Genomic DNA, 17,338 nt, shown 5'->3' with positions numbered 1-17,338 from the left:
TCAAGCCCCTCACGAGACGCCCAATGCCCCTGTCCCTGCAAGCCGACCTCGGCATCGAACAGGTCGCCGACCTGCAAGCGGCGCTGCAGCCGCACTTCGACGACGAAGTGCTGGAGCTGTCCGGCGCCGACGTGCGCCGCGTGCACACCGCAGGCTTGCAGCTGCTGCACGCCTTCATGCGGGACCGCGCCGCGCGCGGCCGCGTGACCACCATTACCCTTCCCTCTCCCACCCTGGTGGAAGCCGCGCGCCAGCTCGCGCTCGCGGCCAGCCTGGGTGTCGATTCCGCCCCCGGAGACACCGCGTGAGTGCAAACCTTCTGATCGTCGACGATTCCACCTCCATGCGCCAGATGGTGGCCTTCGCCCTGTCCGGCGGCGGCTACAACGTCAAGGAAGCGGAGGACGGCATTGCCGCGCTGGAAGTGGCCAAGACCCAGAAGTTCGACGCGGTGATCACCGACGTCAATATGCCGCGCATGGACGGGATCGAGCTGATCCGCCAGCTGCGCGCCCTGCCCAGCTACAAGTTCACCCCGCTGCTGATGCTCACCACCGAGTCCGGTGCCGACAAGAAGAGCGAGGGCAAGGCGGCCGGCGCCACCGGCTGGCTGGTCAAGCCGTTCGATCCCGAGCAGCTGCTCGCCACCGTTCGCAAGGTTCTCGGCTAAGCCATCTCGGGGCATCCATGGACATCACCCGCTTCCACGCCACCTTCTTCGAAGAAAGCCGCGAAAACCTCGCCGCCATGGAAGCCGGGCTGCTGGACATGGAATCCGGCGGCGGCGGCGGCGACACCATCCACGTGGTGTTCCGCGCCGCGCATTCGATCAAGGGCGGCAGCGCCACCTTCGGCTTCACCGCGATCGCCGACCTGACCCATCTCCTGGAAACCCTGCTGGACGAAGCCCGCAGCGGCAAGCGCACGCTCGACGGGGTCGCCATCAGCGCGCTGCTGGGCTCGGTGGACGCGCTGCGCATGCTGCTGGCCGCGGCCGAACACGGCGACGCCATCGACCAGGCCATGCTGGCGCGCGCGCGCGCCGAGCTGGAGCGCCTGCTGTCCGGCGCCAGCGACGCACCCGCCACCCAGGCCGCGCCTACCGCCGCCAAGCCGGCAAGCGCCGAGCCGCAGGGCTGGTCGATCAGCTTCGAGCCGGAACGCTCGCTGTTCCTCAGCGGCAACGACCCGCTGCGCATGCTGCGCGAACTCGGCCAGCTGGGCGAGCTGAAGGTCGCCTGCCGCGACGACGCGCTGCCGCCGTTCAACGAACTCGATCCGTTCGAGGCCTGGCTGGCCTGGGACCTGCAGCTGATCGGCAACGTCAAGCGCTCGGCCATCGAGGACACGTTCGCGTGGGTCGAGGACCAGTGCACCCTGAGCATCGAGCCGCTGGCCGACGGCGCTTCCGCACCCGCACCCGCTGCGTCGGCCGTGGCCGCCGCACTGCCGGCGCCGGAGGCCCCGGTGGTCGCCGCCCCTGCGCCGGCTGCCGCAGCCGCGCCTCCGGCCGCCGCGGGCGGTGGTCGCCATGATGCAGGCGAAACCACCATCCGCGTGGCGGTCGACAAGGTCGATGCCCTGATCAACCTGGTCGGCGAGCTGGTCATCACCCAGGCCATGCTGGCGCAGCGCTCGGCCGAGCTGGATCCCGGCCTCCACGAGCAGCTGCTGGCCGGCCTGGGGCAGCTGGACCGCAACACCCGCGACCTGCAGGAAGCGGTGATGTCGGTGCGCATGCTGCCGGTGGATTTCGCCTTCAGCCGCTTCCCGCGGATGGTGCGCGACATCGCCTCGCGGCTGGGCAAGAAGGTCAACCTCAAGACCTCCGGCGAAGGCACCGAGCTGGACAAGGGCGTGATCGAGAAGATCGTCGACCCGCTGGTGCACCTGGTGCGCAACGCCATCGACCACGGCCTGGAGACCACCGAGCAGCGCATCGCCGCCGGCAAGCCCGAGGCCGGCACGGTGACCCTGTCCGCCGCGCACCAGGGCGGCCACATCATCATCGAAGTGGGCGACGACGGCCGCGGCCTCGACCGCGAGCGGATCCTGGCCAAGGCCGCCGAGCGCGGCATCGCGGTGCCCGAGAACCCCACTGATGCGCAGGTCTGGGACCTGGTGTTCGCCCCCGGCTTCTCCACCGCCGAGGCGCTCACCGACCTGTCCGGCCGCGGCGTGGGCATGGACGTGGTGCGCAAGAACATCAACGCGCTGGGCGGCCAGGTGGAAATCCGCAGCCGCAACGGCGAAGGCACCACCGTCTCGATCCGCCTGCCGTTGACCATGGCCATCCTCGACGGCATGACCGTGGCGGTGGGCGGCGAGGTCTTCATCCTGCCGCTGAACGTGGTGGTGGAATCGCTGCAGCCCGCCGCGGACCACATCAAGACCGTGGCCGGCGACTCGCGCCTGCTGCGCGTGCGCGAGGACTATGTGCCCCTGCTCGACTTGGCCAACCAGTACGGCCTGCCGGCCACCCGCACCGACGCCCAGCCGATCGCCGTGGTGGTGGAGAGCCAGGGCCAGCGGCTGGCGCTGGAAGTGGACGAGCTGCTGGGCCAGCAGCAGGTGGTGGTCAAGAACCTGGAGCGCAACTACCGCCGAATCGCCGGCGTGGCCGGCGCCACCATCCTCGGCGATGGTCGGGTGGCGCTGATCGTGGACGTGGGCAGCCTGTCCACCAAGACCCAGGCCGCCCCCGCGACGATCACCGAGGAATACCTGCAGGGCGAGATGGCCAAGGTCATCGAACTGTCCAAGCGCGTGCGCAAGGTCGCCTGACCCGAACGCGCCACGTCTCGCGGCAGCGCCGCGAGGCGCATCACATCAGCGGCTGGACAGCAGCCCGCGACGCCGATACCAGAGTTCCAGCGGCCAGGTGACCAGCGGCGGGATCGCCGCCAGCACGGCCAGCAGCAGCGCCCACATGGGCCAGCGCAGGCGCGCGCCGACGATGAAGCAGATCGCCACGTAAGCCAGGAACGCCGCGCCGTGCAGGCGGCCGAACAGCCACACGCCCAGGTCGGTGGTGCCGCTGACGTACTTCAGGTACATGCCGACCAGCAGCCCGGTCCAGGTCAACGCCTCGATCAGCGCGATGGCAACAAACAGTTTTCCGGAGGGGGCAAGCGGCGGTTTGGTCGTCATGCGGAAGGTGCGGGCCTGGCGGAATTTCGGACCGCACACCATACCTTGAACGCTGCGGCATGGCTTGATTGCGACGCGCGAATTGCGACCGGAGTTCCATCGCTTCGCTTGGTGGCGGGTGAGTGCCGCGCCGAATGTCCCCCGGCATCGGCGCAGGCGCCGCTGCCTCCTCCTTGATTTCGGCGCGACACTCACCCGCCACCAAGCGCGTCCGATGTTCTGGCGACGCGGGAGTGGCACAACGCGAGCGCCAGAACGAATGGCCAATCCAAAGACGGGCCAGGAATGGGCATGGGAACGCGTCCATCAGGCAAGAAATGACAGTGCCTCTGTCCGCCGCACGGTATTCCGGGACGTTCCCTGCCGGGCCAGTCGCTGCTGCGAAATAAAGGAGGAGGCAGCGGCGGCACGCCGATGCCGGGGGACATTCGCAGCAGCGACTGGCCCGGCAGGGAACTGGCGGGAAGCCACGACAGCCCTCCCGAACGGCCACCAACAACCGCCAAAACAAGAACGCCCGGCATAGCCGGGCGTTTGCTTGTGCCGCGAAGGTCGAGCGCTTACGCCGCGACCGTCGCCGCCACCTGCTGGTAATCCGCGATCTGGTCGAAGTTCATGTAGCGGTAGATCGCGTCGCCGTTGGCGTTGACCACGCCGATGTCGGCCAGGTACTCCTCGCGGGTCGGAATGCGGCCCAGCCGCGCGCAGATCGCCGCCAGTTCCGCCGAGCCCAGGTACACGTTGGTGTTGCGGCCCAAGCGGTTCGGGAAGTTGCGGGTCGAGGTGGACATCGCGGTGCTGCCCTCGCGGATCTGCGCCTGGTTGCCCATGCACAGCGAGCAGCCCGGCATCTCCATGCGCGCGCCGGCCGCGCCGAAGGTGCCGTAATGGCCTTCGTTGGTCAGTTCGGCGGCGTCCATCTTGGTGGGCGGCGCGATCCACAGGCGGGTGGGAATGTCGCGCTTGCCTTCCAGCAGCTTGGCCGCGGCGCGGAAGTGGCCGATGTTGGTCATGCACGAACCGATGAACACCTCGTCGATCTGCGCGCCGGCCACGTCCGACAGGGTCTTGGCATCGTCCGGGTCGTTCGGGCAGCAGACGATCGGCTCCTTGATGTCGGCCAGGTCGATCTCGATGACCGCCGCGTACTCGGCGTCGGCGTCCGCTTCCAGCAGCTGCGGATCGGCCAGCCAGGCCTCCATCTTCTCGATGCGGCGCTGCAGGGTGCGCGCATCCGCATACCCTTCCGCGATCATCCACTTCAGCAGGGTCACGTTGCTGGTCAGGTATTCGATGATCGGCGCCTTGTCCAGGCGCACGGTGCAGGCCGCCGCGGAACGCTCGGCGGACGCGTCGGCCAGTTCGAAGGCCTGCTCGATCTTCAGGTTCGGCAGGCCCTCGATCTCGAGGATGCGGCCGGAGAAGATGTTCTTCTTGCCCTTCTTCTCCACGGTCAGCAGGCCGGCCTTGATCGCGTACAGCGGGATCGCGTGGACCAGGTCGCGCAGGGTCACGCCCGGCTGCATCTCGCCCTTGAAGCGCACCAGCACCGATTCCGGCATGTCCAGCGGCATCACCCCCGTGGCGGCGGCGAACGCCACCAGGCCGGAGCCGGCCGGGAACGAGATGCCGATCGGGAAGCGGGTGTGGCTGTCACCGCCAGTGCCCACGGTATCGGGCAGCAGCATGCGGTTCAGCCAGCTGTGGATGATGCCGTCGCCGGGGCGCAGCGACACGCCACCGCGGGTGGAGATGAACTCCGGCAGGGTGTGGTGGGTCTTCACGTCCACCGGCTTCGGATAGGCGGCGGTGTGGCAGAACGACTGCATCACCAAGTCGGCGCTGAACCCCAGGCAGGCCAGGTCCTTCAGCTCGTCGCGGGTCATCGGGCCGGTGGTGTCCTGGCTGCCCACCGAGGTCATCCGCGGCTCGCAGTAGGTGCCCGGGCGCATGCCCTTGCCTTCCGGCAGGCCGCAGGCGCGGCCGACCAGCTTCTGCGCCAGGGTGAAGCCCTTGCCGGTATCCGGCGGCACCACCGGCAGGCGGAACAGGTCGGTCGCAGGAAGGCCCAGCGCTTCGCGCGCCTTGGCGGTCAGGCCGCGGCCGATGATCAGCGGGATGCGGCCGCCGGCGCGCGCTTCGTCCAGCAGCACTTCCGACTTGAGCTCGAAGGTGGCGATCACTTCGCCGTTCTTCAGCGCCTTGCCCTCGTAGGGACGCAGCTCGATCACGTCGCCGTGGTGCATCTGCGAAACGTCCAGCTCGATCGGCAGCGCGCCCGCGTCTTCCATGGTGTTGTAGAAGATCGGTGCGATCTTGCCGCCCAGGCAGACGCCGCCGTCGCGCTTGTTGGGGATGTGCGGAATGTCGTTGCCGGTCCACCACAGCACGCTGTTGGTGGCCGACTTGCGGCTGGAACCGGTGCCGACCACGTCGCCCACGTAGGCGACGGTGTGGCCCTTTTCCTTGAGTTTGAGGATGTCGCCGATCGGGCCGCGCTTGCCGTCTTCCTCCGGCACGAACGGCGCATCCGGGCGCTTGTTCTTCAGCATCGCCAGCGCGTGCATCGGGATGTCCGGGCGGGTGGTGGCGTCCGGCGCTGGCGACAGGTCGTCGGTATTGGTTTCGCCCGGTACCTTGAACACGGTGATGGTCAGGCTCTGCGGGACTTCCGGCTTGCTGGTGAACCACTCGGCGTCGGCCCAGCTCTGCAGCACCGCCTGGGCGTTGGCATTGCCGGCCTTGGCCTTGTCCTGCACGTCGTGGAAGGCATCGAACACCAGCAAGGTGTGCTTGAGCGCATTCGCCGCCACGCCGCCCACTTCGGCGTCGTCCAGCAGCTGCACCAGCGGCGCCACGTTGTAGCCGCCCAGCATGGTGCCCAGCAGTTCGGTGGCGCGGGCGCGCGGGATCAGCGGGTTGACCTCGCTGCCGAACGCCAGCGCGGCGAGGTAGCTGGCCTTGACCTTGGCAGCGTCGTCCACGCCGGCCGGCACGCGGTTGACCAGCAGGCCGAGCAGGAAGGCTTCCTCGCCCGCGGGCGGGTTCTTCAGCAGCTCGATCAGGTCCGCGGTCTGCTGCGGGGTCAGCGGCAGCGCGGGGATGCCGAGGGCGGCGCGTTCGGCTTCGTGTTGGCGGTAGGCGGCGAGCATGTGGGGGGTTCCTTGGCAGGTGTTACGTGTGGAGAGGGCCGTCAGTCCCGGGGGACGATCAACTTCAGGCCCTTGAAGTAATCGCGATGGAACGCGGCGTCGAAGGTGATCAGCGCATCGCACTGCAACAGCGCGTGGGCACCGACCAGGAAGTCGGAAATCGGGCGCGGTTCGCCGCCGCGCTGGCGCTGGCGGCGCTGCATTTCGCCGGCGCGCAGCGCCGACTTGGATTCCACCGCGCTGTAATGGATGCCCATTTCCTCCAGCGCGGCCAGCGCATCGGCGCCGTTGCGCAGCGCGGCGGACAGCTGCGCCAATGCGGCGTCGCTGACCACCACCCGGCCGGCGCCCAGCGCCTGACGCAGGGTGGTTTCCACGGCGTCGGCGTGGGTGCCGTCGGCCAGCAGTTCGACCAGCACCGGCGCATCGACGGCGATCACGCGGGCTTGCCCTTGGCGCCGGCATCCAGCGCGAACTTGCCGCGCACGCGCGAGATGGCGTCGTCGACATGCTTGCTGAGGACGATGCGGCCGCCATCCAGCTCGACCTTGAGCACGCTGCCCTTGGTCAGGCCCAACGCGTCACGCACCGCCTTCGGCAGGGTGATCTGGCCGCGTTCGGCAACGGTGGCTTCCATGGGCAGCCCTGCGCTTTGGGTAGGCCGAAATTATACATACTTCTCAGTACATACTCCAACGTCCGAACCCACCGCACGAGGCGGCGAGCCCCTACCGGCTTGAACGACTGCCCGTCGTGCCGGGGCACAGCCGCGTCCATGACGCTGGGATCCGGCCGCACGTACGCGGCCGATGGCGTGGCATAGGGAAGGGCCGCGCAGGCCCCTGCCCGAGCGCGGATTCAGCCCAGGCTGGTGCGGGCGCCGCCGGCGTGCTTGGCCAGATACAGGGCGCGGTCGGCGCGCTGGCGCAGCTGCACCGGCGCCTGGTCGTCTTCGCCCAGCTGCACCAGGCCGGCGCTGAAGCTGACGTAGTTGGGGCCGGCTTCGGCGCTGTGCCAGTTCCGGCAGCTGGCGAACGCGGCGTGCAGCCGCTGGCTGAAACGCTTGCCGCCCTCCATGTCGGTATCGGTGAGGATCACCGCGAAGGCGTCGCCGCCCAGCCGTGCCGGCAGGTCCGACGTGCGGCAGACCGAACGCAGCAGGCGCGCGGCCTCGCCCAGCACCCCGTCGCCCACCGCATGCGACCAGGTGTCGTTGATCTGGCGGATATGGTCCAGGTCCAGCAGCATCAGGCACAGCGGCTGGCCGTGTCGTTTGGCGCGGGCGAAATGGTGCGAGAACCCCTCGTCGAATGCGCGCCCGTTGGGCAGCCCGGTCAGCCCGTCCTCGTGGGCCTGGCGGCCGAACTCCACCGCCTGTTGCTGCAGGCGCTCGACCACCCCTTCCCGCTCCCGCCGCGCGGCCTGCAGCTGCTCGCCCTGCTGGCGGAGGCTGGCGGTCGATTCGTCCAGCTGGCGTTGCAGCTGCACGCATTCGCGGCGCTGGCGCTGGCCCCAGGCGCCGACGGCCGCGACCAGCAGCAGCGCGGGCAGCACCAGCAGCCACGGCCAGGCGCCGGATACCGCGCCGCCAGCGGCATGCGCCGGCAAGACCACTGCCGCCAGCAGCGCCGCCAATGCCGCGCCGGGCCGGCCCGGCATCGAGTGGATCACCTGGGTGGGTTTCATCAACGAACCTCGCGCTTTTTCAATCCGGCTTAACATCGGAACCGCAAGATGACGCGGGGACCCCCGCATTTTTCCAGCGTCCGGCCATGCACGGACGCCGCCACGCATAACCGGGAGCACGTCCATGAGCAACACCTTCGCCACCCGTGCCACGCTTCACGTTAACGGCCAAGACTACGCTTTCCACAGCCTGCCGGCGCTGGGCGAACGCTTCGACCTCAAGCACCTGCCGTGGTCGATGAAGATCCTGCTGGAGAACCTGCTCCGCCACGAGGATGGCGTGAGCGTGCTGCCCGCGCATATCGAAGCGGTGGCGAAGTGGAACCCGCAGGCGTTGCCGGACACCGAGATCGCGTTCATGCCGGGCCGGGTGATCCTGCAGGACTTCACCGGCGTGCCCTGCGTGGTGGACCTGGCGGCGATGCGCGATGCGGTGGTCAAGCTGGGCGGCCGGCCCGAGCAGATCAACCCGCAGATCCCCTCGGAGCTGGTCATCGACCACTCGGTGCAGGTGGACGCCTTCGCCCGCCCGGATGCGCTGGACATCAACGGCCGCATCGAGTTCGAACGCAACGCCGAGCGCTACGGCTTCCTGCGCTGGGGCCAGAAGGCGTTCGCCGATTTCAAGGTGGTGCCGCCCAACACCGGCATCGTCCACCAGGTGAATCTCGAATATCTCGCGCGGGTGGTGATGACCCGCGAGGTCGACGGCATCACCTGGGCCTTCCCCGACACCCTGTTCGGCACCGACAGCCACACCACGATGGTCAACGGCATCGGGGTGCTGGGCTGGGGCGTGGGCGGCATCGAGGCCGAGGCAGCGATGCTGGGGCAACCCTCGTCGATGCTGATCCCGCAGGTGGTCGGCTTCCGGCTGACCGGCAAGCTACCGGAGGGCGCCACCGCCACCGACCTGGTGCTGACCGTCACCCAGATGCTGCGCCAGCACGGCGTGGTCGGGAAGTTCGTGGAGTTCTTCGGCGACGGCCTGCAGCACCTGCCGCTGGCCGACCGCGCCACCATCGGCAACATGTCGCCGGAATACGGCGCCACCTGCGCGATCTTCCCGATCGACGCCGAATCGCTCAACTACCTGCGCCTGTCCGGCCGCAGCGAAGCGCAGATCGCGCTGGTCGAGGCCTATGCCAAGGCGCAGGGCCTGTGGCACACGCCGGACAGCCCGCACGCGCAGTACAGCTCGATGCTGGCGCTGGACATGGCGACGGTGCGGCCGTCGCTGGCCGGCCCCAAGCGGCCGCAGGACCGGGTGCTGCTGCCCGAGATGCCGGACAACAGCCGCGCCGCCATCGCCCAGCTCACCGCCGCGCGCGACAAGCGCAGCGAGGAAGTGGCCGACTTCATCGCCGAAGGCGGCGGCGCTGCGGTGGGCAACGAACAGCACGGCAAGGGCCAGGCCGACATCGTCATCGACGGCACCCACGTGCGGATCAAGGACGGCGCGGTGGTCATCGCCGCCATCACCTCCTGCACCAACACCTCGAACCCGGCGGTGATGGTCGCGGCCGGCCTGCTGGCCCGCAATGCGGCCGCGCGCGGGCTGACCCGCAAACCGTGGGTGAAGACCTCGCTGGCGCCGGGCTCGCGGGTGGTGACCGACTACTTGCAGAAGGCCGGCCTGCTGGCCGAGCTGGAGAAGATCGGCTTCTACACCGTGGGCTACGGCTGCACCACCTGCATCGGCAATTCCGGGCCGCTGCCGGTGGAGGTCAGCGCCGGCATCGCCGCGGGCGACCTGTGCGTGGCCTCGGTGCTGTCCGGCAACCGCAACTTCGAGGGCCGCATCCACGCCGAAGTGAAGATGAACTACCTGGCCAGCCCGCCGCTGGTGGTGGCCTATGCGCTGGCCGGCCGCACCACCTTGGACCTGACCTGCGAGCCGCTGGGCACCGGCAGCGACGGCAACCCGGTCTACCTCAAGGACATCTGGCCCAGCAGCGCCGAGATCCACTCCACCATCGCCGCCACCATCGGCCCGGACATGTTCAAGGCCAATTACGCCGACGTGTTCAAGGGCGATGCGCGCTGGAACGGGATCGCCTCGCCGGACGGCCAGCTGTACGAATGGAACGGCGATTCCACCTACATCAAGAACCCGCCCTACTTCGATGGCATGACCATGCAGGTGGGCCGCATCGACGACATCGCCGGTGCGCGCGTGCTGGGCTATTTCGGCGACTCCATCACCACCGACCACATCAGCCCGGCCGGCAGCATCAAGAAGGACTCCCCCGCCGGCCGCTATCTGATGGCGCGCGGGGTGGCGCCGCAGGACTTCAACAGCTACGGCAGCCGCCGCGGCAACGACGACGTGATGGTGCGCGGCACCTTCGCCAACATCCGCATCAAGAACCGCTTCTTCGGCGGCGAGGAAGGCGGCAACACGCTGTACTTCGGCGCGCAGCCGCCGGAAAAGCTGGCGATCTTCGATGCCGCGATGAAGTACAAGGCCCACGGCACCCCGCTGCTGGTCATCGCCGGCAAGGAATACGGCACCGGCTCCAGCCGCGACTGGGCCGCCAAGGGCACCCTGCTGCTGGGGGTGAAGGCGGTGATCGCCGAGAGCTTCGAGCGCATCCACCGCAGCAACCTGGTGGGCATGGGGGTGCTGCCGCTGCAGTTCAGGGACGGCCAGACCGCAACCACGCTGGGCCTGACCGGCACGGAAACCTACGACGTCAGCGGCCTGGCCGATGGCAGCGCCAAGACCGCCACCGTCACCGCCACCCGCGACGACGGCACCAGGATCGTGTTCGAGGTGGACGTGCTGCTGCTCACCCCCAAGGAAGTGGAGTACGCCCGCCACGGCGGGCTGCTGCAATACGTCCTGCGGCAGCTGGCGGCAAAGCCCGCCGCCTGAGGTTTCCGCGCGCCTGCGAAGAGCGCCCCGCGATCCGGCCTGCCCGGGTCGTCGGGCGACGCGTTTCCGACCGCGCGGACATGGCCGATGCGCCGGTCGCGCCGCCAGCGTGCCCGCCGCGCGGAGTGCGTGATAACATCTGTTATAACGCCCGCAGCCCGGAGTCCGCCATGAAGCTCAAGATCACCGCCATCGGCAATTCGGCCGGCGTCATCCTGCCCAAGGAACTGCTGGCGCGGCTGCGGGTGGACAAGGGCGACGAGCTGTACGCGCTGGAGACGCCGGACGGGATCCGGCTGACGGCGTTCGATCCGGAACTGGCGGCGCAGATGGAAGTGGCGGAACAGGTGATGCGCAAGCGCCGCAGCCTGCTCAACAAGCTGGCGCAGTAGGTAGACCAGCCATGATTGTCTGGATCAACAAAGCGCTGGCGTTCGCCATCCACGAACGGCAGCTGGCCGAACACGGCGGTAGCAGCGGCGTGCGCGATGCCGGCATGCTCGATTCGGCGCTGGCGCGCCCGCAGCAGCGGTTTGCGTATGGCGACCCGCCGCCGGATCTGGCCGAGCTGGCCGCGGCGCTGGCGTTCGGGTTGGCACGCAATCACCCGTTCGTGGATGGCAACAAGCGCACCGCTGCGGTGGCTTGCGAAACCTTCATCCAACTCAATGGCGCCGAGTTGAATGCAGATGATCTGACGCTGTATCCCCTCTATATCGGCCTTGCCGAAGGCTCCCTGGACGAAGCCGGCTTCGCGGCATGGCTGCGTGACCACATCACCGGTGCGCCCGAAGGCCGGGTGCAGGAGCCGCGGGCGCGCTACCGCAGATAAGCGGCCCGGCGCGGGCCTGCCGCTATCCGCGCGCGCCCCCGGCCTGCCAGCGCGCACTGCGCAGCCGCCATTCGCCGTCGACGCGGCGCCAGCCGGTTTCCACCGCATACACCTGCCCGCGCTCGGGCAGCAGACCACCGCTGCCGCCGGTGGCCAGCATGTTGAAACGCGCAACGGCATCGGCATCGCCGCGCAGTTCCACCTCCACCGGGCCCAGCGTCACCCCGACCCCGCGGTAGCGCAGGAACAGCCCCGCCGCCAGCCGCTTCGCGCCGCGCCGGTCCAACCCCTCGTTGCCCGCGAAATCCTCGGCCAGCAGCGCCTCCACCGCGCCGGCATCGCGCGCGTCGATGGCGGCTTGCAGCGCCTGCAGCTGCGCGCGCACCGCCTGTTCCGGTGCCGGCCGGGTGCAGCCCGTCGCTAGCAGCACGAACGCCAGCAGGCACCACGCCCGCCCCCATCGCAACGCTTGCAGGAACTCCCCGGATTGCCGCACCGCACCACCACCTGCGCCCACGGGCATCGCCTTGTCAGGCATGGGAGGCTATGCTCAAATCGAACGCAATTCCATACGCCGCCGCATTCGACGGCGGATCACACTCGCAGGGGAGCAGTGCATGAGTTTCGACCGTCCTTGGCTGGCCCATTACCCCGCCGGCGTGCCTGCCGAAATCGACTTGAACGAGTTCACGTCGATCAACGACGTGTTCGAAACGGCGCTGCAGAAGTACCGCGACAACACCGCCTTCATCAACATGGGCAAGGCGATCACCTACGCCGAGCTGGACCGCCTGAGCCGCGACTTCGCCGGCTACCTGCTGGGCGAGCTGAAGCTGAAGAAGGGCGATCGCGTGGCGATCATGATGCCCAACTGCCTGCAGTACCCGATCGCCCTGTTCGGCGTGCTGCGCGCCGGGCTGACGGTGGTCAACACCAACCCGATGTACACCGCGCGCGAGCTCAAGCACCAGATGGTGGACTCGGGCGCCAGCGTGCTGCTGGTGATGGACAACTTCGGCAAGGTGGCGCAGGAAGTGCTGGCCCAGCTGCCGGGCGTGCGCGCCATCACCACCGGCCTGGGCGACATGCTGGGCTTCCCCAAGGGCGCAATCGTCAACCTCGTGCTGAAGCACGTGAAGAAGATGGTGCCGGACTACAGCATCCCGGGCGCGGTGCGCTTCCGCGACACCCTCACCCTGGGCCGCATGCACCAGCTGCCGCAGATCCGCAACGCAGCGGACGACCTGGCCTTCCTGCAGTACACCGGCGGCACCACCGGCGTGTCTAAGGGCGCCATGCTGACCCACCGCAACATGGTGGCCAACATGCAGCAGGCGGCGGCGTGGGTGGGCACCAACGTCAAGCCGGGCGAAGAGAAGATCGTCACCGCGCTGCCGCTATACCACATCTTCGCGCTGACCGCGAACTGCCTGGTGTTCATGAAGTTCGGCGCGTCCAACCTGCTGATCACCAACCCGCGCGACATGCCCGGCTTCGTCAAGGAACTGAAGGGCTCCGGCTTCACCGCCATCACCGGCGTCAACACCCTGTTCAACGGCCTGCTGCACACGCCGGGCTTCGACCAGGTCGATTTCTCGCGCCTGCACCTGACCCTGGGCGGCGGCATGGCGGTGCAGCGCGCCGTGGCCGACAAGTGGAAGCAGGTCACCGGGGTGACCCTTGCGGAAGCCTACGGCCTCACCGAAACCGCGCCGGCGGTGTGCATCAACCCGCTGGACCTGCGCGAATACAACGGCTCCATCGGCCTGCCCGTACCGTCCACGGACGTGTGCATCAAGGGCGAGGACGGCAGCGTCCTGCCGATGGGCGAAATCGGCGAGCTGTGCGTGAAGGGCCCGCAGGTGATGAAGGGCTACTGGCAGCGCCCCGAGGAAACCGCCAAGGTCATGGATGCCGAAGGCTGGCTGCATACCGGCGACATGGCGAAGATGGACGGCCAAGGCTACTTCTACATCGTCGACCGCAAGAAGGACATGATCCTGGTGTCCGGCTTCAATGTGTACCCGAACGAAGTGGAAGACGTGATCGCGATGATGCCCGGCGTGCTGGAAGTGGCCGCCATCGGCGTGCCGGACGAGCACAGCGGCGAAACCGTGAAGGTGTTCATCGTCAAGAAGGACCCCGCGCTCACCGCCGAGCAGGTGAAGGCGTTCTGCCACGACAACCTGACCGGCTACAAGCGGCCGAAGCTGGTCGAGTTCCGCAATGAATTGCCCAAGAGCAACGTCGGCAAGATCCTGCGCAAGGAGCTGCGCGAGCCGGTCAAGGCCGGCTGAGCGCCCACGGCCCCATGGAGTCGCGGCGCCCGCCGCGACTCCCTTCCCGCCGCGCCGCTTGCTCGGCAGGCTGCTGATCCTGACCTGCCCCCACTGAGCCGTACCACTCGAAGCCAGAGTCCGTCATCCAGAGAGGACGGACATGCGCAAGAGTCGCTTCACCACGGGCCAGATCATCGGCTTCATCAAGCAGACCGAGGCTGGCATGGCGGTAGCGGATCCGGGCGGAAGCGGATCTGCTATATGCCCAACTTGAAGCGGAAAATGCCGACTTGGTCCGTATTACCCCCGCCCTGTGGCCCACCCTTGCAGGTGAGGCCCGCTGCATCCGCACATTGCGACACGTGGTGATCGAGGACATGCTGGCGTGGGTCCGCTGATCAGCGGGTTGAGACGCGGGCATCCTGGTCGCGAAACCCAGCGAAACCCGCCAGAACCAGCAGCAACCTCAAACCCCGTAATACCCCCGATACCAGCGCGCGAAATTCGCCACGCCCTCCTCCACCGGCACCACCGGGCGGTAGCCCACGTTGGCGATCAGGTCGGACACGTCGGCCTCGGTGTCGGGCACGTCGCCGGCTTGCAGCGGCAGCATCTCCATCACCGCCTTGCGGCCCAGGCATTCCTCCAGCACCTCGATGTAGCGCAGCAGCTCCACCGGCTGCTCGTTGCCGATGTTGTAGAGGCGGTACGGCGCCACCCCGCTGGTGGCCGGGTCCGGATGCTGGCCCGTCCAAGCCGGGTCCTTGCCCGGCACCCGGTCCAGCGTGCGCACCACGCCCTCCACGATGTCGTCCACATAGGTGAAGCTGCGCTTGTGGTGGCCGTGGTTGAACACCTTGATCGGCTTGCCCTCCAGGATCGCGCGGGTGAACAGGAACAGCGCCATGTCCGGCCGGCCCCACGGGCCGTACACGGTGAAGAAGCGCAGCCCCGTGCAGGGGATGCCGTACAGGTGCGCGTAGCTGTGCGCCATCTGCTCGTTGGCCTTCTTGGTGGCCGCGTACAGCGTCAGCGGATGCTCGGCCGGCGAGTGCTCGGAAAACGGCATCGCCCGATTCGCCCCATACACCGAACTGGTGGACGCATACACCAGGTGCTGCACGCCGTGATGGCGGCAACCCTCGAGGATGTGCAGGAAGCCGGTGACGTTGCTCTGCACGTACACGTGCGGGTTCTCCGCCGCATAGCGCACCCCCGCCTGCGCGGCCAGGTTCACCACCCGCTGCGGCTTGTGTGTCGCAAACGCCTGCTCCACCGCCGCGCGGTCGGCCAAGTCCCCGGCGATGTGCGTGTAACCCCGCTTGTCCAGCAGCCGCGCCAGCCGCGCCTGCTTGAGGCTGACGTCGTAGTAGTCGTTGAGGTTGTCGAACCCCACTACCTCGTCGCCCCGCGCCAGCAGCACCTGCGCCACGTGGGAGCCGATGAAACCGGCGGTGCCGGTGACAAGAACCTTCATTGCATTTCCTAGGGAGTGGACCGAACCCCGAGCGTCAGGACCTGCGGGCTAAACTCTGAAATCACAGCCGTCCATCCACCGCTTCGCGGGGTAACACATATTTCACGTCGAACACTACGCTACCGGCGGCCCGCCCATACAAGCGAACGCTATTCGCACCCGCGTTGTGGAATTGCTGGTGACCCACAGCCACAATCACCGCGTCATAGACGCCCTCCGCTGGAGATTCGACAGGCGTGATGCCGTATTCATACCGGGCCTCGTCCGCGTCCACCCACGGGTCATGCACATCCACCTGGGCGTTGTAGCCCTGCAAGGCGGCAACGATATCCACCACCCGCGTATTGCGCAGATCCGGGCAGTTCTCCTTGAAGGCCAGGCCCAGGATCAGGATTCGGGCATTCACCGGGTTGATGCCCTTGCGCACCATCAGCTTGATGACCTGGTCGGCCACGTAGGCGCCCATGCCGTCGTTGGTGCGGCGGCCGGCCAGGATGACCTGCGGGTGGTGGCCCACTTCCTGGGCCTTGTGGGTGAGGTAATACGGGTCCACGCTGATGCAGTGGCCGCCCACCAGGCCGGGGCGGAACGGCAGAAAGTTCCACTTGGTGCCGGCGGCTTCCAGCACGTCCAGGGTGTCGATGCCGAGTTTGTTGAACAGGATGGCCAGGTCGTTGACCAGGGCGATGTTGAGGTCGCGCTGGGTGTTTTCGATGACCTTGGCGGCTTCGGCCACCTTGATGGTGGGGGCTTTGTGGGTGCCGGCGGTGATGATGCTGGCGTAGAGGGCGTCCACGAAATCGGCGGTTTCAGGGGTTGAGCCGGAGGTCACCTTCTTGATGCTGGTGACGCGGTGGGCTTTGTCGCCGGGGTTGATGCGTTCGGGGGAGTAGCCGATGGCGAAGGTAGGGGTGGCGGGGATCGCGCCCCTGCGGTGCGCTCCTACAGGGGCATTGGCGCCGGGGGTGTGGGCATTGGCGGCGCCGGCGGCGGCTTCGAAGGTGAGGCCGGAGACGCGTTCGAGGATGGGGACGCAGACTTCTTCGGTGCAGCCGGGGTAGACGGTGGATTCGTAGATCACGGTGTCAAAGGGCTTGAGCACCTTGCCGATGGCTTCGCTGGCCTTGATGAGCGGGGTCAGGTCCGGGCGCTTGGCGGTGTCGATGGGGGTGGGCACCGTCACGATGTAGACGTTGCAGCCGGCGATATCGTCCAGCTGGTCGCTGAAACGCAGCTGGGTGGCCTGCGCCAGCAGTTTCGGCTCCACTTCCAGAGTGCTGTCCCTGCCCTGCTTCAGCTCGGCGATGCGGGCGCTGTTGATGTCGAAACCGATGGTGGCGTACTGCTTGCCGAATTCCATTGCCAGCGGCAGGCCCACGTAGCCGAGGCCGATGATGGCGATGCGGGTGTCCTTGCGTTGCGTCATTCCCTGGGTTCCGGATGCGTTTGGCGGGGGGGCGGAGGCGCCAACCGCGGCGGTTCTCCCGGCGCGGCCTCCAGTTCGTCTTGCAGGTGCTGGATTTCCAGCCGCAGGCGGTCGTACTCGTCCATCTTGCGGGCTAGGAACCTGCGGGTGAGCTGGAGCTTGGCTTCCAGCCCGCTGGGGGTCAGCAGGTAGGCGTAGCCCAGCTTGTGCGGGTTGCGGCTGAAGTTGCCGGCTTTCACCCAGCCCTTGTCGATCAGGGCGCGCAGGGCGTAGTTGATCTTGCCCAGCGAAACGCCGGTGTCCCGGGCCAGTTCGCGCTGGCTGGCCTGCGGGGATTCCGCCAGGCGCCGCAGCAGGGCCACGTCCAGTTCGTCGGCGTTGTGCGGCATCGACGGCATGCGTTCATCCAATGAACAGATGGCCGACGTTACTGCGCATTGGCGGCAGAGGCAAGCGGT

Annotated in this window: 15 protein-coding genes and 1 pseudogene; 7 read left to right on the top strand and 9 right to left on the bottom strand. The window is 68.0% G+C overall.

Going from position 1 to position 17,338, the window contains the following annotated elements:
* Positions 1 to 23: 23 nt before the first annotated feature.
* The 3 genes and pseudogenes from SPK54_RS00240 to SPK54_RS00230 form a co-directional block, all read left to right on the top strand.
* The gene (locus tag SPK54_RS00240) at positions 24 to 308 is read left to right on the top strand and encodes an STAS domain-containing protein (RefSeq protein ID WP_190280915.1); all 285 of its coding nucleotides are present in this window, start codon (positions 24 to 26) and stop codon (positions 306 to 308) included.
* Complete coding sequence (locus SPK54_RS00235) at positions 305 to 670, top strand: response regulator (protein WP_330945941.1); 366 nt, start codon at positions 305 to 307, stop codon at positions 668 to 670. Before SPK54_RS00240 ends, SPK54_RS00235 begins: the two co-directional genes overlap by 4 nt.
* Before the next feature lie 17 nt (positions 671 to 687).
* Positions 688 to 2,673 (top strand): annotated as a pseudogene (locus SPK54_RS00230) (chemotaxis protein CheW); the annotation flags it as partial.
* Between the two features lie 156 nt (positions 2,674 to 2,829).
* Here the strand turns inward: SPK54_RS00230 and SPK54_RS00225 are convergent.
* From SPK54_RS00225 to SPK54_RS00205, 5 genes are all read right to left on the bottom strand, one after another.
* Positions 2,830 to 3,150 carry a DUF3817 domain-containing protein gene (locus SPK54_RS00225; protein WP_330945940.1) on the bottom strand — a complete coding sequence of 107 codons (321 nt, stop codon included), beginning with the start codon at positions 3,148 to 3,150 and terminating at the stop codon, positions 2,830 to 2,832.
* A gap of 560 nt (positions 3,151 to 3,710) precedes the next feature.
* Complete coding sequence (gene acnB / locus SPK54_RS00220) at positions 3,711 to 6,302, bottom strand: bifunctional aconitate hydratase 2/2-methylisocitrate dehydratase (RefSeq protein WP_330945939.1); 2,592 nt, start codon at positions 6,300 to 6,302, stop codon at positions 3,711 to 3,713.
* Between the two features lie 41 nt (positions 6,303 to 6,343).
* Positions 6,344 to 6,742, bottom strand: a complete 399-nt coding sequence (locus SPK54_RS00215; RefSeq protein WP_330945938.1) for a type II toxin-antitoxin system VapC family toxin — start codon at positions 6,740 to 6,742, stop codon at positions 6,344 to 6,346.
* Positions 6,739 to 6,939 (bottom strand): AbrB/MazE/SpoVT family DNA-binding domain-containing protein, encoded by a 201-nt coding sequence (locus SPK54_RS00210; RefSeq protein WP_190280909.1) that lies wholly within the window; start codon positions 6,937 to 6,939, stop codon positions 6,739 to 6,741. The genes SPK54_RS00215 and SPK54_RS00210 overlap by 4 nt, the downstream gene beginning before the upstream one ends.
* A 221-nt stretch (positions 6,940 to 7,160) precedes the next feature.
* Complete coding sequence (locus tag SPK54_RS00205; RefSeq protein ID WP_330945937.1) at positions 7,161 to 7,988, bottom strand: GGDEF domain-containing protein; 828 nt, start codon at positions 7,986 to 7,988, stop codon at positions 7,161 to 7,163.
* A gap of 124 nt (positions 7,989 to 8,112) precedes the next feature.
* On the opposite strand from SPK54_RS00205, the gene acnA reads away from it, so the two are divergent.
* From acnA to SPK54_RS00190, 3 genes are all read left to right on the top strand, one after another.
* Positions 8,113 to 10,866, top strand: coding sequence for an aconitate hydratase AcnA (gene acnA, locus SPK54_RS00200; protein ID WP_330945936.1), 2,754 nt, complete (start codon positions 8,113 to 8,115; stop codon positions 10,864 to 10,866).
* 170 nt (positions 10,867 to 11,036) lie between these two features.
* Positions 11,037 to 11,258: an AbrB/MazE/SpoVT family DNA-binding domain-containing protein gene (locus SPK54_RS00195; RefSeq protein ID WP_330945935.1), complete on the top strand. Its 222-nt coding sequence runs from the start codon at positions 11,037 to 11,039 to the stop codon at positions 11,256 to 11,258.
* Positions 11,259 to 11,269: 11 nt separating this feature from the next.
* Positions 11,270 to 11,698, top strand: coding sequence for a type II toxin-antitoxin system death-on-curing family toxin (locus SPK54_RS00190; RefSeq protein ID WP_330945934.1), 429 nt, complete (start codon positions 11,270 to 11,272; stop codon positions 11,696 to 11,698).
* A gap of 22 nt (positions 11,699 to 11,720) precedes the next feature.
* Here the strand turns inward: SPK54_RS00190 and SPK54_RS00185 are convergent, their stop codons facing one another.
* A complete protein-coding gene (locus SPK54_RS00185; protein ID WP_330945933.1) occupies positions 11,721 to 12,236 on the bottom strand; it encodes a nuclear transport factor 2 family protein in 516 nt (171 codons plus the stop codon).
* Between the two features lie 79 nt (positions 12,237 to 12,315).
* Between SPK54_RS00185 and SPK54_RS00180 the strand changes: the two genes are divergently transcribed.
* Entirely contained in the window at positions 12,316 to 13,995 is a 1,680-nt protein-coding gene (locus tag SPK54_RS00180) for an AMP-binding protein (protein WP_330945932.1), read from the top strand.
* A 448-nt stretch (positions 13,996 to 14,443) separates the two neighbouring features.
* On the opposite strand, the gene SPK54_RS00175 is transcribed toward SPK54_RS00180, so the two are convergent.
* The 3 genes from SPK54_RS00175 to SPK54_RS00165 all read right to left on the bottom strand — a co-directional run bounded on the left by SPK54_RS00175 (position 14,444) and on the right by SPK54_RS00165 (position 17,278).
* Positions 14,444 to 15,454 (bottom strand): NAD-dependent epimerase, encoded by a 1,011-nt coding sequence (locus SPK54_RS00175; protein ID WP_330945931.1) that lies wholly within the window; start codon positions 15,452 to 15,454, stop codon positions 14,444 to 14,446.
* Positions 15,455 to 15,515: 61 nt separating this feature from the next.
* Positions 15,516 to 16,880: a nucleotide sugar dehydrogenase gene (locus SPK54_RS00170; protein ID WP_330945930.1), complete on the bottom strand. Its 1,365-nt coding sequence runs from the start codon at positions 16,878 to 16,880 to the stop codon at positions 15,516 to 15,518.
* Positions 16,877 to 17,278: a MarR family EPS-associated transcriptional regulator gene (locus tag SPK54_RS00165; RefSeq protein ID WP_330945929.1), complete on the bottom strand. Its 402-nt coding sequence runs from the start codon at positions 17,276 to 17,278 to the stop codon at positions 16,877 to 16,879. The genes SPK54_RS00170 and SPK54_RS00165 overlap by 4 nt, the downstream gene beginning before the upstream one ends.
* Positions 17,279 to 17,338 lie beyond the last annotated feature (60 nt).

The organism is Thermomonas sp. LB-4 (assembly GCF_036409385.1).
GTDB lineage: Bacteria > Pseudomonadota > Gammaproteobacteria > Xanthomonadales > Xanthomonadaceae > Thermomonas.
This window is presented reverse-complemented; position numbering and strand designations above follow the sequence as displayed.